Source organism: Aeromonas sp. L_1B5_3 (assembly GCF_963866575.1).
Taxonomy (GTDB): domain Bacteria; phylum Pseudomonadota; class Gammaproteobacteria; order Enterobacterales; family Aeromonadaceae; genus Aeromonas; species Aeromonas jandaei.
This window is the reverse complement of the sequence record NZ_CAWMDN010000172.1, coordinates 36,660-52,149: the sequence shown is the minus strand read 5'-3', so window position 1 is coordinate 52,149 and position 15,490 is coordinate 36,660. Positions and strand designations below refer to the sequence as shown.

The 15,490-nt window shown below is 60.8% G+C and carries 12 protein-coding genes; 11 read left to right on the top strand and 1 reads right to left on the bottom strand.

Annotated features, from left to right (window positions below; all coding sequences use genetic code 11):
- Positions 1-7 precede the first annotated feature (7 nt).
- Entirely contained in the window at positions 8-1,258 is a 1,251-nt protein-coding gene (locus AACR93_RS22710) for a methyl-accepting chemotaxis protein (RefSeq protein WP_043849865.1), read from the bottom strand.
- Between the two features lie 32 nt (positions 1,259-1,290).
- Between AACR93_RS22710 and AACR93_RS22705 the strand changes: the two genes are divergently transcribed.
- The 11 genes from AACR93_RS22705 (at position 1,291) to AACR93_RS22655 (ending at position 15,434) form a co-directional block, all read left to right on the top strand.
- Entirely contained in the window at positions 1,291-2,109 is an 819-nt protein-coding gene (locus tag AACR93_RS22705; protein ID WP_043849864.1) for a potassium channel family protein, read from the top strand.
- 152 nt (positions 2,110-2,261) lie between these two features.
- Entirely contained in the window at positions 2,262-2,867 is a 606-nt protein-coding gene (locus tag AACR93_RS22700) for a TIGR04211 family SH3 domain-containing protein (protein ID WP_042029683.1), read from the top strand.
- Positions 2,868-3,196: 329 nt separating this feature from the next.
- On the top strand, positions 3,197-6,361 hold the full coding sequence (putA, locus tag AACR93_RS22695; RefSeq protein ID WP_043849863.1) for a bifunctional proline dehydrogenase/L-glutamate gamma-semialdehyde dehydrogenase PutA: 3,165 nt from the start codon (positions 3,197-3,199) through the stop codon (positions 6,359-6,361).
- A gap of 244 nt (positions 6,362-6,605) precedes the next feature.
- On the top strand, positions 6,606-7,385 hold the full coding sequence (gene nudC, locus AACR93_RS22690) for an NAD(+) diphosphatase (protein WP_043849862.1): 780 nt from the start codon (positions 6,606-6,608) through the stop codon (positions 7,383-7,385).
- Positions 7,386-7,565: 180 nt separating this feature from the next.
- Positions 7,566-8,633: a uroporphyrinogen decarboxylase gene (gene hemE, locus AACR93_RS22685; RefSeq protein ID WP_005335440.1), complete on the top strand. Its 1,068-nt coding sequence runs from the start codon at positions 7,566-7,568 to the stop codon at positions 8,631-8,633.
- Between the two features lie 112 nt (positions 8,634-8,745).
- A complete protein-coding gene (locus AACR93_RS22680; RefSeq protein WP_043849861.1) occupies positions 8,746-9,675 on the top strand; it encodes an ROK family protein in 930 nt (309 codons plus the stop codon).
- An 80-nt stretch (positions 9,676-9,755) separates the two neighbouring features.
- Positions 9,756-10,766: an erythrose-4-phosphate dehydrogenase gene (gene epd, locus AACR93_RS22675; RefSeq protein WP_042029692.1), complete on the top strand. Its 1,011-nt coding sequence runs from the start codon at positions 9,756-9,758 to the stop codon at positions 10,764-10,766.
- 61 nt (positions 10,767-10,827) lie between these two features.
- The gene (locus AACR93_RS22670; RefSeq protein WP_043849860.1) at positions 10,828-11,991 is read left to right on the top strand and encodes a phosphoglycerate kinase; all 1,164 of its coding nucleotides are present in this window, start codon (positions 10,828-10,830) and stop codon (positions 11,989-11,991) included.
- A 115-nt stretch (positions 11,992-12,106) separates the two neighbouring features.
- Complete coding sequence (gene fbaA / locus AACR93_RS22665; protein WP_042029694.1) at positions 12,107-13,186, top strand: class II fructose-bisphosphate aldolase; 1,080 nt, start codon at positions 12,107-12,109, stop codon at positions 13,184-13,186.
- 158 nt (positions 13,187-13,344) lie between these two features.
- Positions 13,345-14,649, top strand: a complete 1,305-nt coding sequence (locus AACR93_RS22660; RefSeq protein WP_156152884.1) for an NAD(P)/FAD-dependent oxidoreductase — start codon at positions 13,345-13,347, stop codon at positions 14,647-14,649.
- 194 nt (positions 14,650-14,843) lie between these two features.
- Positions 14,844-15,434, top strand: a complete 591-nt coding sequence (locus AACR93_RS22655) for a hypothetical protein (RefSeq protein WP_043849858.1) — start codon at positions 14,844-14,846, stop codon at positions 15,432-15,434.
- The last annotated feature ends 56 nt before the right edge of the window (positions 15,435-15,490 follow it).

Genomic DNA, 15,490 nt, shown 5'->3' with positions numbered 1-15,490 from the left:
GGGAAAGTCAGGCGAGCTTGAAGGACTGGATCTGGCCATCCAGCTCCTGGCTGTGCTGCTCCACCAGTACCGAGGCCTCCTGCAGTTCGCGCAGCACCACCACGGAGCCTTCGGCGATCTGCTTGACCTGCTCCAGATTGCCGCGCATCTCCTCGGCCACCGAGCTCTGCTGATCGGAAGCGGCTGCGATGTGGCGGTTCATGTCGGCCACGCCCTGTACCCGCTCCACTATGGTGGCAAGCTGATCGCCCGCCTGGGTCACCTGGGCAACCCCCTTGTCGGCCTGCTGCACGCTCTGGGCCATCAGCTCGCCAGCCTGACGGGCATTGCCCTGCAACTGCTCGATCATCTTCTGGATCTCGACAGTGGCGGCCTGAGCGCGGTTAGCCAGCTCGCGCACTTCGGAAGCCACCACGGCAAAGCCGCGGCCCGCTTCACCGGCGCGGGCGGCCTCGATGGCGGCGTTGAGCGCCAGCAGATTGGTCTGTTCCGAGATGCCACGAATGGTGTCGACTACCGAGCCAATCCGCTCGACCCCGTGCTCCACCTCGTTGACCACGTTGGCGGAGCGCTGGATGTTGCCGGAGAGGGTGTCGATGGTGTTGACGGTCTCGGCCACGCAGCGGCTCCCCTCTTCGGCCAGCTGGCTGGTCTCGGCAGTGGCCCGGGAGGCCTGATCGGCGTGAGAAGCCACTTCGCGAATGGCGCCTACCATCTGGCTCATGGCGCTGGCCAGCTGCTCAATCTGGGCGAACTCTTCGCTGATCGCCTCGTTGGCCTCCTCCATACAGAGGGTCACCTGGGAGGCGATGTCGTTGAGCTCCTTGCAGGCGGCGCGCTGGCTGCCAAACACCTCTTTGAGGTTCTCCTGCGAGTGGGAGACTGCCTTGGCGATGTCACCGAACTCGTCGCGGGAGCGGAGCAGTACCTTGTGGCTGAGGTCCCGCTTGGCGAAACGCTCCAGCAGATCCACCAGATAGTGCACCTGCTTGACCATCAGACGGGAGCCGGTCATCAGCAGGATCACGAACAGCAGCCCCATGATGGTGGTCTCCATCAGGCCGCTCCAGAGCAGGCGGTCGGCAATGGCGTTGGCTTTCTCCGGATCCAGCCCCTCGGTGAGCAGGGTGGCCTCCAGATTGTTGGCATCAAACCAGAGTTTGGTCAGTAGCAAAATGGTACTGATCACCATCAGCAACACCACTTTCGGCACCAGCCGAATGTTGCTCATCCGCTTCTCCAGCAGGTTCAACTGCATCGTAAAATCTCCTTTGAAAATCGCTTTTTCCTTTGCCCTCAAGGCTATCGGCATTATCTTCTCTTTTATTAATTTGCACCGTGTTTAAAGTTGGAAAATGTATGCGGCATCACTTAACTCACTTGCGGGCGATGGATTTGCTGATGGCATTTCTGTCGATAGTCTCGGTGTTACTGGTAACAGCCCGCTGGTGGGGCCATCAGACACTGACCCCCCAGACCCTGCAGCTCTTCTATGACCTCGACAGCCTGATCTGCTACTTCTTCATCGCCCACTTTGCCTATGGCTGGCTCAGGGCCCCCGATCGCAAAGCATTCTTCAAGGCCAACTGGATCTATCTGCCGGGCAGTCTGCCGATGGTGGAGCAGCTGCGCTGGGCCCGTCTGCTCCAGCTGTGGCGGGTCTATCAACTGTTCAAGGAGCACCCGGATCTCTGGGCCATGTTCCGCCGCGAGCGCAACGAGACCACTCTCTCCGGCATTCTGTTCCTCTTCTTCCTGCTGCTGGGGGTGGGCTCCGGCGTCATGTACTGGATTGAGTCGGGCCAGCCCGGCAGCCAGATTGAGACTCCCTACGATGCGTTCTGGTGGACGCTGGTGACCCTCTCCACCGTGGGCTATGGCGATCTGGTACCCAAAACCGAGGAGGGGCGCTTTGTCGCCAGCCTGTTGATCCTGTTCGGGGTTGGCCTGTTTGGTGCCATCAGTGGTTTCATGGCCAGCATCTTTTTGCAGCCGGCCAAGGAGAGCGAAACCGAGAAGTGGCGCCACCACTACAACAACCAGCAGGAGCAGCTGCTGCGCGAGTTGCGGGCGCTGCGCGACGAGGTGCGCGAGCTCAAGAAGAAGTAAGGTTGTCGCACGGGAGCGCAAGTTGCGAGCCAGCTCCCAGCTATCGGTTGTGGCAGAGCGGGGGAGGTGCTTTTTCTTTGCTTGTCCTTTAACCTGCTGGCGGCTTAACATTCAACCTCTTGTCCAAACCTGAAAAAGAGAATCGATCAACCATGCGCGCCCTTCTCGGGATTCTTATCTGCTTGTGTGCCCAACAGGCATTGGCCGATACCCGTTATGTTTCAGACAACATCTTTACCTTTATCCACAATGGTCCGGGTACCCAGTACCGGATCCTCGGTAGCGTCAAGGCTGGTGAACCGCTGGAGGTGAAGGCGGTGAACGGCGAGGCCGGTTTCACTCAGGTGGTGGACGGTCGCGGCCGTGATGGATGGATCAAAAGCAGCGAACTGCAGAGCCAGATCAGCCTGCGCGAGCAGCTGCCGCAGGTAGAAAAGGAGCGTGACGAGCTCAAGGCCCGCCTGCAAAACCTCAACGGCGACAACGAGAAACGCTTCGCCGAGAAGGATGGCCAGATCGCTGCCCAGAGCAAGGAGATTGCCGCCCTCAAGGCCCAGCTGGCCAGCCAGGGTGAAGAGATGAACAATCTCAAAGAGCAGAACGATGCCCTGACCCAGAGCTACGACAACCAGGAGCACGACATGCAGATGGACTGGTTCATCCGTGGTGGTGCCATGGTTGGTGCCGGTATCCTGCTTGGCATCCTGTTGCCCATGTTGCCCCGCCGTCGCAGCCGTGGCGATCGCTGGATGAACTGACAGCCTCTGGCTGACTGAATTGATGAGAAGGGTCGCCGTGGCGGCCCTTCTTTTTTTGGGCACATTGGGGACATCCGCTATTGGGCGGAATGCGTGGCTGCTTTGCGACAGGGTGGAGGCAGATCGTATACAAAATGAAGTCAGATGACCCTCATGTTTACTGGCAGGCTGGCTTCAAAAGGGAATGAATAGGGTGAATTAGCGATCTTTGTTAAAGAGTGGCAACAAATTCATTTCATATAGGGGAGGATATTGTATACATTGTCGGCGTTTCGGCGGCGCGACCGCCTTTGTCGATATCAGCCTTAGGGCGTACAGGAAGACCCCATATGTTCAAAGCTACTCAAGTGCTTGCCGCTGACTATATCCCCTCTGATCTGGCCGCCCTGCGCGAAGCCATCACCCAGAACTACGTGGTGGATGAAAATGCCTATCTGGCCGAGCTGTCGGCCATGCTGCCGGGGGATGGCGCCTCGCTGGAGCAGGTGACCCAGCGTGCCCGTACTCTGGTGACCAAGGTGCGCAAGGAGAGCGGCTCCGGTGACGGTATCGACGCCTTCCTGCAGGAGTACAGCCTGGATACCCAGGAGGGGATCATCCTGATGTGTCTGGCCGAGGCGCTGCTGCGCATTCCCGATGCCGAGACCGCCGACGCCCTGATCAAGGACAAGCTCTCCGGCGCCAACTGGTCATCCCATTTCCGCAAGAGTGATTCCACCCTGGTCAACGCCTCCACCTGGGGGCTGATGCTGACCGGCAAGATCATCAAGCTCGATAAAAAGCTCGACGGCAACCCGGCCAACCTGCTGGGGCGCATGGTCAACAAGCTGGGGGAGCCGGTGGTGCGCTCCGCCATGTATGCCGCCATGAAGATCATGGGCAAGCAGTTCGTGCTGGGGCGCGACATGAAAGAGGCGCTCAAGGCGAGCCGCAAATCCCGCGAGCTGGGCTACACCCACACCTATGACATGCTGGGTGAATCGGCGCTGACCATGCAGGATGCCGACAAGTATCTGACCGATTATCGCAACGCCATCGAGGCGGTGAGCAATGAGCGGATCAGCGACGGCGGCCCGGCCCCCTCCATCTCCATCAAGCTCTCGGCGCTCCATCCGCGCTATGACGTGGCCAACCGCGAACGGGTGCTCGGCGAGATGTGCGAGCGGCTGGTGGGGCTGGTGCGTCTGGCCCGCGACAAGGATGTGGCCATCAGCATCGATGCCGAGGAGATGGACAGACTCGAGCTGTCGCTGGACTTGTTCGAACAGCTCTACCGCTCCGACGCCAACCGTGGCTGGGGCAAGCTCGGCATGGTGGTGCAGGCTTACTCCAAGCGCGCGCTGCCGGTACTTTGCTGGCTCACCGCACTGGCCCGCGAGCAGGGTGACCTAATTCCGGTGCGACTGGTAAAAGGCGCCTACTGGGACAGCGAACTGAAATATGCCCAGCAGGCGGGCCTGCCCGGCTATCCGCTCTTTACCCGCAAGGCGGGCACCGATATCTCCTACCTCGCCTGCGCCCGCTACCTGCTGAGCGAGCCGACTCGTGGCTTTATCGCCCCCCAGTTCGCCACCCACAATGCCAATACCGTGGTCAGCATTCTGGAGATGGCCGGTGATCGCCAGTTTGAATTCCAGCGTCTGCACGGCATGGGCGAGGAGCTGCACAACGCCGTGCTGAGCGACAATCCCGGTCTGCACTGCCGCATCTACGCGCCAGTCGGCGCCCACAAGGACTTGCTGCCCTATCTGGTGCGCCGCCTGCTGGAGAACGGGGCGAACACCTCCTTCGTTCACAAGCTGGTGGATCCCAATACCCCGGTGGACTCGCTGGCCGAGCACCCGCTGCGCACCCTCAAGCGCTACTCCGGCTTTGCCAACGACCGGATTCCGCAGCCGGTGAACCTCTTCACCGACCGCAAGAACTCCAGCGGCGTCAACATGAACATCCTCTCCATCCAGCGCCCCTTCTTCGCCCGCTTGAAAGAGCTGGAGAGCAAGCAGTGGCTGGCGGGCCCCATCGTCGATGGCGAGACCCTCAAGCGCAGCGAGGCACGTACCGTGCTGAGCCCGCAGGATGTGAGCCTCACCGTCGGCAAGATCCACTGGGCCGACGAGCAGGCGGTGGAGCAGGCCTTGGCATCTGCCCACGCCGCCTTCCCGCGCTGGCGCGAAACCCCGGTGAGCGAGCGTGCCGCCGCGCTGGAGAAGCTGGCGGATCTGCTGGAAGCGAACCGCGAGCAGTTCGTCTCCCTCTGTACCCGCGAGGCGGGCAAGCTGCTGCAAGATGGCATCGACGAGGTGCGTGAAGCGGTCGATTTCTGCCGCTACTACGCGGTGCAGGCGCGCGGCCTGATGGGGCAGGCGACCCTGCTGCCCGGTTACACCGGCGAGCAGAACGAGCTGTTCCTGCAGGGGCGCGGTGTCTTTGTCTGCATCAGCCCGTGGAATTTCCCGCTGGCGATTTTCCTGGGGCAAGTTGCCGCTGCGCTGGCCACCGGCAACACCGTCATCGCCAAGCCTGCCGAGCAGACCGGCCTTATCGCCCATCTGGCGGTGACGCTAGCCCATCAGGCTGGTATTCCGGGTGACGTGTTGCAACTGCTGCCCGGTGACGGCGCCACCGTCGGCGCCAAGCTGACGGCGGATCCGCGCATCGGCGGCGTCTGCTTCACCGGCTCCACCGAGACCGCCAAGCTCATCAACATGACCCTGGCCCAGCGCGATGGCGCCATCCTGCCGCTTATCGCCGAGACTGGTGGCCAAAACGCCATGATCGTCGACTCCACCGCCCTGCCGGAGCAGGTGGTGCGCGACGTGGTGAGCGCCGCCTTCCAGAGCGCCGGTCAGCGCTGCTCGGCCCTGCGGGTGCTCTACCTGCAGGAGGAGATCGCCGAGCGGGTGCTGGAGATCCTCACCGGTGCCATGCAGGAGCTGAAAGTGGGCAACCCGGCTGAGCACAACACCGATGTCGGCCCGGTCATCGATGCCGATGCCAAGGCCGGTCTCGATGCGCACCTCGCCTACATGATGCAGCGCGCTCGCCTGATTGCGCAGGCGCCGATGCCGGCCGCGACCATGGAAGGGCACTTCGTCCAGCCGACTGCGCTGGAGATCGGCTCCATCCGCGAGCTGGTCAAGGAGCAGTTCGGCCCCATCCTGCATGTGGTGCGCTACGCCACCCGGGATCTGGACAAGGTGATCTGCGACATCAACGGCACCGGCTACGGCCTGACGCTGGGGATCCACAGCCGCAACGAATCCCACGCAGAGGAGCTGGCGAGCCGCATCAACGTGGGCAACGTCTACATCAACCGCAACCAGATCGGCGCCATGGTCGGGGTGCAGCCGTTCGGCGGGCAGGGGCTATCCGGCACAGGTCCCAAGGCGGGCGGCCCCCACTATCTCGGGCGGTTTGTTACCGAGAAGACCCGCACCATCAACACCACTGCTGTGGGCGGCAACGCCTCCCTGCTGGCGATGGGCGATGCCTGATCGGCGCAGCGAGAGAACGATTGACAGCAGGCCGCCTTCGGGCGGCCTCTTTGTTGATGTGCTCCTCTTGCTCGCCGGTTTTGGCCCCGGCGGGGCGAAGATCAGAGGCGATTTTGTTGTGGCGGCGGGTCGTCAGTGGCGCTTGCCAGTCGTAAGATGGGGCCCATTCGCGCTATTTTGCCCCTGCTGCAGCCTGCTGTGACCGTGGCGTTGTTTAATCTGACTTAACGAGAGTGTTTATCCGATGTCATTAACTGAACAAGCCCGCTGGTTTGTCGTGGCGGGTGACCATCAAATCCTGCTCGATGAGGCGGGTCAGGTGCCCAAAGGCGTGAAGGCGTGCCTGCCCGCAGCGCTGGCCGGTGCCCGTTTCGAGCGTTTTGATGAGTGGCAGGGGCAGCCCTGCTATCTGCTGGATCTGGGGGCTGAGGCCGACACGACTATGATGGCCCCTCTGCGCCAGTTGATGGTGGCGGGGGACGAAGAGGGCTTTCGTCTCGCGGGCCGCGCCTGGCAGCTCGTTACCTTCCGCCGCACCCACCGTTTCTGCGGCGAGTGCGGCGCCCCCATGACCCCGAAGGCGGGGGAGTGGGCGCAGGTGTGCCAACAGGGGCACAGCGTCTATCCGCGCATCTCCCCCTGCATCATAGTGGCGGTGCGCAAGGGGCCGGAGATCCTCTTGGCAGCCCATCGCCGTCACTATCAGGCGGACGATCCCATGTATACCGTGCTGGCCGGCTTTGTGGAGGCGGGGGAGAACCTCGAGCAGTGCGTGGCTCGGGAGGTGTTCGAGGAGAGCGGCATCCGGGTGCGCAATGTGCACTATGTGGCGAGCCAGCCCTGGCCCTTCCCTCACAGCCTGATGATGGGTTTTACCGCCGACTACGAGAGCGGCGAGATCAAGGTGCAGGCTGACGAACTGGTCGCCGCCGCTTTCTTTGCCGCCGACCGGCTGCCGCGCTTGCCGCCCCACGGCACCATTGCCCGGCGGCTGATCGAGTTGTCACTGGCTGGCGAGGGGTAACGGCGCTTATCTTTTCGCCAACCTTTTTGCACTTCTTTTTAAAAACGGGGCGCTCTGGTTTGCGCCCCTTCACATCTTTGCAACCGATCATCTATTTGCCACGTTTTGGGCAGTCCGCTTGACTGGGCAAAGTGGTATTATGACCGCCATTTTATGCGTGATATGAATTCAGGAACTGGGATGAAAGAGCTGAAGAACGATCGATACCTGCGCGCTTTGCTGCGTCAGGATGTAGACATGACGCCGGTATGGATGATGCGCCAGGCAGGGCGCTATCTGCCGGAATACAAGGCGACTCGCGCCCAGGCGGGGGATTTCATGTCCCTGTGCCGCAATGCCGAGCTGGCCTGTGAAGTCACCCTGCAGCCGCTGCGCCGCTACCCGCTCGATGCCGCCATCCTCTTCTCCGACATCCTGACCGTGCCCGATGCCATGGGGCTGGGTCTCTACTTCGAGCAGGGTGAAGGCCCGCGCTTCGAGCGCCCGATCACCTCCATGGCCGACGTGCAGGCGCTGCCCATTCCGGATCCGGAAGATGAGCTGGGCTACGTGATGAACGCGGTGCGCACCATCCGCCGCGAGCTGAAGGGCGAAGTGCCGCTCATCGGCTTCTCCGGCAGCCCATGGACTCTGGCCACCTACATGGTGGAGGGGGGCAGCTCCAAGGCGTTCACCAAGATCAAGCAGATGATGTACGCAGAGCCGCAAACCCTGCACCTGCTGCTCGACAAGCTGGCCGACAGCGTGATTGCCTACCTCAACGCCCAGATCAAGGCGGGTGCGCAGGCGGTCATGGTGTTCGACACCTGGGGCGGCGTGCTCACCCCGCGCGATTACCGCGACTTCTCCCTGCAGTACATGCACAAGATTGTCGATGGCCTGATCCGCGAGCACGACGGTCGCCGCGTGCCGGTCACCCTGTTTACCAAGAACGGTGGCCAGTGGCTGGAGCAGATCGCCGCCACTGGTTGCGATGCGCTGGGTCTGGACTGGACCACCGACATCGCCGACGCCAAGCGTCGGGTCGGCGACAAGGTGGCGCTGCAGGGCAACATGGATCCCTCCATGCTCTACGCCACTCCGGCTCGCATCCGTGAAGAGGTCGCCTCCATTCTGGCCGGTTTCGGCCACGGCAACGGCCACGTATTCAACCTCGGCCACGGCATCCATCAGGATGTGAACCCGGAACACGCTGGTGTGTTCGTCAACGCGGTACACGAGCTCTCCGCCCAGTACCACGGCCGCTAAGGCCGGGGCGAGAGAAGAAGAGTTTGTTTGATATCCGGGGCCGTCAGGCCCCGTTTTACATTAAAAAATGGCGCTGCGACGACGAGCGCGTGGCGGCCGTGCAGGAGGCAAGATGAGCAGCAAGTCACTGGATTGGGGTATCGATCTTGGCGGTACCAAGTGTGAATGCGTGGTGCTGGATGGCGACGAGGTGCTGCTGCGCCACCGCATCCCCACCGAGCGGGCGGGCGGTTATGACCATATGATCGGCCAGATCGCCAAGCTGGTAGCTGAGTGCGCCGAGAAGATTGGCCAGCGCCCAGCCGTGATCGGCATGGGCACGCCGGGGGCGCGGGATCCACAGACCGGCCTGATGAAAAACTGCAACACCACCGAGCTCAACGGCAAGCCGTTCAAGGAGGATCTGGAGCGCCGGCTCGGCGTGCCGGTGCTGATCGCCAACGATGCCAACTGCTTCGCGCTGGCAGAAACTCATCTTGGTGCGGTGCGCCAGCACCATCCCGATGCGAAAGTGGTGTTCGGCATCATCATGGGCACCGGGGTCGGCTCCGGCATCGTCATCAACGGCCGCATTCTCAACGGTCATCACGGCATCGCCGGCGAGTGGGGGCACAATGTGCTCTCCCCCGATGGCCCCGAGTGCTACTGCGGCAAGCACGGCTGCGTCGAGACCCTGATCAGCGGCCCGGCGCTGGAGGCGTGGTACGAGGCTAAGGCCAAGCGTCGCCTCTCGCTGGCGCAAATCGCGGCTGCCACCGCCCATGATCATGTGGCCAGGCTCACTATCGACCGGCTGCATCTGCTGTTTGGTCAGGCGCTGGCCAACGTGGTCAACATTCTCGACCCGGATGTTATTGTCATCGGCGGCGGGGTCGGCAACGTGCAGAGCCTCTACAGCGTGGGACGGCAGACTATTTTGCCCTTCCTCTTTAATCCCCGTTTCAGTGCCCCCATTATTGCTCCAGCCCTTGGTGACAGTGCCGGGGTGTTCGGGGCGGCCCTGCTGGCCCGTGGTGAATTCAAGGATGCCCTGCTGTCGTGAGTCGGGCCCGGGCAGTCGGTCGGCTGCTCTTTTCTCTAGCCCATGCGCTAGCAAATCTGTGGTAAGGAACTGGCTGCCAGATGATCAAGATTGCCATCAACGGTTACGGACGGATCGGCCGCAATGTACTGCGAGCCCTCTACGAGAGCGGGCGCGACAAGACCATCAAGATCGTCGCCATCAACGAGCTGGCGGCTCCCGAAGCCATGGTGCACCTGACCCGCTTCGATACCAGCCACGGCCGTTTTCACTATCCGGTGCAGCTGGCTGGCAACAGCATGCTGGTGGGGGAGGATCTCATCTCCCTGTTTGCCGAGCGGGATCCGTCGAACTTGCCGTGGCGGGCGCTGGGGGTGGATGTGGTGCTCGACTGCACCGGGGTATTTGGCTCGCGGGCCGATGCCGAGCTGCATCTGGCGGCGGGGGCGGGCAAGGTTTTGTTCTCTCATCCGGCCGAAGCGGATGTGGACGCAACCATCGTCTACGGGGTCAATCATCAGGTGCTGACGGGGCGCGAGCGGATCGTCTCCAACGCCTCCTGTACCACCAACTGCGTGGTGCCGGTGATTGAAACATTGCATCGAGAATTCGAGATAAATTGTGGTACTATTACGACAATTCATTCGGCCATGCATGATCAGCAAGTCATCGATGCCTACCACAGTGACTTGCGCCGAACCCGCGCTGCCAGTCAGTCCATCATCCCGGTGGATACCAAGCTGGCAAAGGGGCTGGAGCGCATCCTGCCCCACTTCGCCGGCAAGTTCGAGGCGATCGCGGTGCGGGTGCCGACCATCAATGTAACAGCGATGGATCTGAGTATTACTGTTCGTAAAAAAGTGACAGTTAGTGACGTAAATCAAGCCCTGCAACGGGCATCCAGAGGTACATTACACGGTATTCTGGATTACACGGAAGAACCGCTGGTCTCCGTAGACTTCAATCATGATGCGCACTCATGCATCATTGATGGTACCCAGACCCGAGTGAGCGATGCCAACCTCGTCAAGATGTTGATGTGGTGCGATAACGAATGGGGCTTCGCAAACCGGATGCTGGATACCACCCGGGCCATGATGGTTGCAGGCTGAGCCTGCCCCGGGCGAAAGGTTACTGTTTTTAACATTACCTGGAAAATATAGAGGACTGAATATGTCTGTTATCAAGATGACTGACCTGGATCTGGCGGGCAAACGCGTTCTGATCCGTGCTGACCTGAACGTGCCGGTAAAAGACGGCAAGGTCACCTCCGATGCACGTATCGTCGCTACCCTGCCTACCATCAAGCTGGCTCTGGAAAAGGGCGCCAAGCTGATGATCACCTCCCACCTGGGTCGTCCGACCGAAGGCGAGTACAACGAAGAGTTCTCTCTGCTGCCGGTTGTCAACTATCTGAAAGACGCTCTGTCCTGCCCGGTTCGCCTGGCCAAGGATTACCTGGATGGCGTAGAAGTCGCTGCCGGTGAGCTGGTTGTGCTGGAAAACTGCCGCTTCAACAAAGGCGAGAAGAAGAACACCGAAGAGCTGGCCAAAAAATACGCCGCCCTGTGTGACGTCTTTGTAATGGACGCGTTCGGTACTGCTCACCGCGCCGAAGGCTCCACCTACGGTGTTGCCCAGTTCGCTCCGGTCGCTTGTGCCGGCCCGCTGCTGGCTGGTGAACTGGAAGCGCTGGGCAAAGCCATGCTGAAGCCCGAGCGCCCGATGGTTGCCATCGTTGGCGGCTCCAAGGTCTCCACCAAGCTGACCGTTCTGGAATCCCTCTCCAAAATCGCTGACCAGCTGGTTGTCGGTGGTGGCATCGCCAACACCTTCATCGCTGCTGCCGGTCACAACGTCGGCAAGTCCCTGTGCGAGCACGACCTGATCGACACCGCCAAGAAACTGGCTGCCGAGACCTCCATCCCGGCTACTACCGACGTAGTGGTTGGTAAAGAGTTCTCCGAGTCCACTCCGGCGACCACCAAGTCTGTTGCCGACGTAGCTGACGACGACATGATCTTCGACATCGGCCCGGATTCTGCCAAGGCTCTGGCTGACATCATCATGAACGCCAAGACCATCCTGTGGAACGGCCCGGTTGGTGTGTTCGAGTTCGACCAGTTCGCTGAAGGCACCAAGATCATCGCCGAAGCCATCGCTGCTTCTCCGGCCTTCTCCATCGCTGGCGGTGGTGACACCCTGGCTGCCATCGACAAGTTCGGCATCGCTGACAAAGTCTCCTACATCTCCACCGGCGGCGGCGCCTTCCTGGAGTTCGTAGAAGGCAAGGTTCTGCCGGCTGTTGAGATTCTGGAACAGCGCGCCAAAGCCTAATTGACCCGGAACGGGGGGCAAAAGCCTCCCGTTTCGTTTATCATGTGCCCGCTGTGCCGGTTCATGATGAACCCCCCATTTTTTATTAACGGCATACGAGACAGGACGATTAAACATGTCTAAGAAAATTTTCGACTTCGTAAAACCCGGCGTGATCACTGGTGATGACGTTCAGAAAGTGTTCGCCATCGCTAAAGAGAACGGCTTCGCTCTGCCGGCCGTAAACTGCGTTGGTACCGACTCCGTGAACGCCGTACTGGAAGCTGCCGCCAAGGTTAAAGCGCCGGTTATCGTTCAGTTCTCCAACGGTGGTGCCGTGTTCACCGCCGGTAAGGGTCTGAAGCTGGAAGGTCAGAAAGCTGCCATCCTGGGCGCCATCTCCGGTGCCAAGCACGTTCACGCTGTTGCCGAAGCTTACGGCGTGCCGGTAATCCTGCACACCGACCACGCTGCCAAGAAGCTGCTGCCGTGGATCGACGGTCTGCTGGAAGCGGGCGAGAAGCACTTCGCTGAAACCGGCAAGCCGCTGTTCTCCTCCCACATGCTGGATCTGTCCGAAGAGTCTCTGGAAGAGAACATCGACATCTGCTGCGAGTACCTGACCCGCATGGCCAAGATGAACATGACTCTGGAGCTGGAACTGGGTTGCACCGGTGGCGAAGAAGACGGCGTCGACAACAGCCACATGGATCAGTCCGCTCTGTACACCCAGCCGGAAGATGTTGCCTACGCTTACGAGCGTCTGTCCAAGATCAGCCCGCGTTTCACCATCGCTGCTTCCTTCGGCAACGTACACGGTGTATACAAGCCGGGTAACGTCAAACTGACCCCGTCCATCCTGGACGCTTCCCAGAAGTACGTTTCCGAGAAGTTCGGCATCCCGGCCAAGTCTCTGGACTTCGTATTCCACGGTGGTTCAGGTTCCACTCTGGAAGAGATCCGCGAGTCCATCTCCTACGGCGTAGTGAAGATGAACATCGACACCGACACCCAGTGGGCTACCTGGGAAGGTCTGCTGCACTTCTACAAGAAGAACGAAGCTTACCTGCAAGGTCAGCTGGGCAACCCGGAAGGTGCCGACAAGCCGAACAAGAAGTACTACGACCCGCGTGTATGGCTGCGTGAAGGTCAGACTTCCATGATCAAGCGTCTGGAACAGGCTTTCTCTGACCTGAACGCCATCGACGTACTGTAATTCGTTACAGCACCTTGATTGCATGAAAAGGCGCCCTTCGGGGCGCCTTTTGCATTTCTGTGATCCGTGGTAGCTGGTTTGCCGTGCCGTAGCTGGGTATTATCGAAACAAGTTTGCTTATTTTATTAAACAATTTGCAACAAGGCAGGATGCTGAACATGCAGGCAGGAAAGCACATCGGATATCAGGAGCACGCGGCCTCCTACTACGCCGCGACCCGCAACGATCTGCAGCAGTGGCCGGAACTCGAGGCCGAGCTGAAAGCGGATGTCTGCATCATCGGCGGCGGTTTTACCGGTCTCAACACCGCCATCAACCTGGCTGATGCAGGCTACAAGGTGGTGCTGTTGGAGGCCAACCGCATCGGCTGGGGCGCCTCCGGGCGTAACGGCGGCCAGCTTATTCGCGGTATCGGCCACGATACCAGCCAGTTCGCCCGCTGGATTGGTGAGGAAGGGGTACGCGAGCTCGACCTGATGGGGCTGGAGGCGGTGCAGCTGGTACGCGAGCGGGTTGAGCGTTTCAATATCGAGTGTGACCTCACCTGGGGTTACTGCGATCTGGCCACCCGTCAGCGCCATCTGGCCGGCTTCGAGGAAGATCTCGACTATCTGGCGAGTCTGGGCTATGAGCACGAACTCAAGCTGGTTCCGCGCGCAGATATCCATAGCGTGGTGGGGTCGGATCGCTATATCGGCGGCCTTATCGACATGGGCTCCGGCCATCTCCATCCCCTCAATCTGGCGCTCGGCGAGGCGCGCGCTGCAGCCAGCCTCGGGGTTTCCCTGTTTGAACACTCCAGAGTGACTCATATCGATTACGGCAAGCAGGTAGAGGTGACCACCGCACATGGCCGGGTCACTGCCGACTATCTGGTGATCGGCTGCAACGCCTATCTCAATGACCTCAATCCGGAGCTGGGAGGGCGGGTGCTGCCGGCCGGCTCCTATATCCTCGCTACCGAGGTGCTGGATCGCCGCTTGCGCCAGCGTTTGCTGCCGCAAAATATGGCGGTGTGCGATCAGAACGTGGCGCTCGACTACTACCGCCTCTCCGCCGACGGTCGCCTGCTGTTTGGCGGGGCCTGCAACTACTCGGGAAGGGATCCCCGCGACATCAAGGCCTTCATGTTGCCCAAGATGCTGCGGGTCTTCCCCGAGTTGGCTGGCACCGCCATCGAGTTTCAGTGGGGCGGGATGATCGGGATTGGCGCCAACCGGCTGCCGCAGATTGGCCGCTTGAAGGCTCACCCCAACGTGCTCTATGCCCAGGCCTACTCGGGTCATGGCCTCAATGCCACCCATATGGCGGGCAAGCTGGTAGCCGAGGCGATCCGCGGCGAGAGCCGGGGTTTCGATCTCTTCGCCAGCGTGCCCCATATCACTTTCCCGGGTGGCCCGGCGCTGCGCTCTCCGCTGCTGGCGCTGGGGATGCTGTGGCACCGTTTCAAGGATATCTTCTGAGTCACTGGCGGGGCACTGTACCCCGCCAGCCCTTGTTTATAGCGGCACTGCACTAGCGCATAGCCTGATAGACCAAAAAATGCGTTAGCGCCAATCCCTTCCGGTTGACGCTATCTTTTAGGTGTGAGAGTGATGCCGGGTCAGGTGAACAAGAGCGGGTTAGCTGGCCGAAAAAGATGTGAAGGAGGGCCGAGATGGAGATGAATGTGGTCGCGTCAGGCGGGCCCATCCCGCTGGTGCAACGGCAGGGATCTTCTACCGCGCAGCCATTGGCGAGGACGACGCTGTCGTCATCAACTGGCAGTGACAGCCGGATGGTGCGCGATCTTGGCTTTGTGCTGGACAGTCTCGGACTGCCGTCGAAAGGAGAAGGGGGCGGCGGCAGCCATATGTCAATCAAGGACTCACTGGAGGCGTTCATCAATACCATGATGGGAGCCCTGCAACAGCAGCAGGAGCAACAGCTGGCGTTGCAGCAACAACAGCGGCAAGAACAGGAACAACGAAAGATTGCGCTCGCCGACAACAGCGAGAGCCCGCTGAAACGGGATCTGGCGCGTCTGCTGGAGACGCTGGATCAACAGGGCGGGCAGGGCAAAGAGAACAGCCAATGGGGGCAGAACGATGCGATTGACCCCTTGCAGAGCCAGCTGACCAAGCTGCTGGAGAGCAGCGGTGCGGCAGATAGCGGGATCACCCTCAAGGATGTGTTGTCGGGGTTGGCCAGCAAGCTGCCGGGTGAACCCGCAGACCAAAAAGGGTATCGGGTCGATACCCAGGTCTGAGCTGGTCAACCACGGCAGAGCTGCCGTTGCCGAGCTTGCAGAGAGTAAGGGGTGGG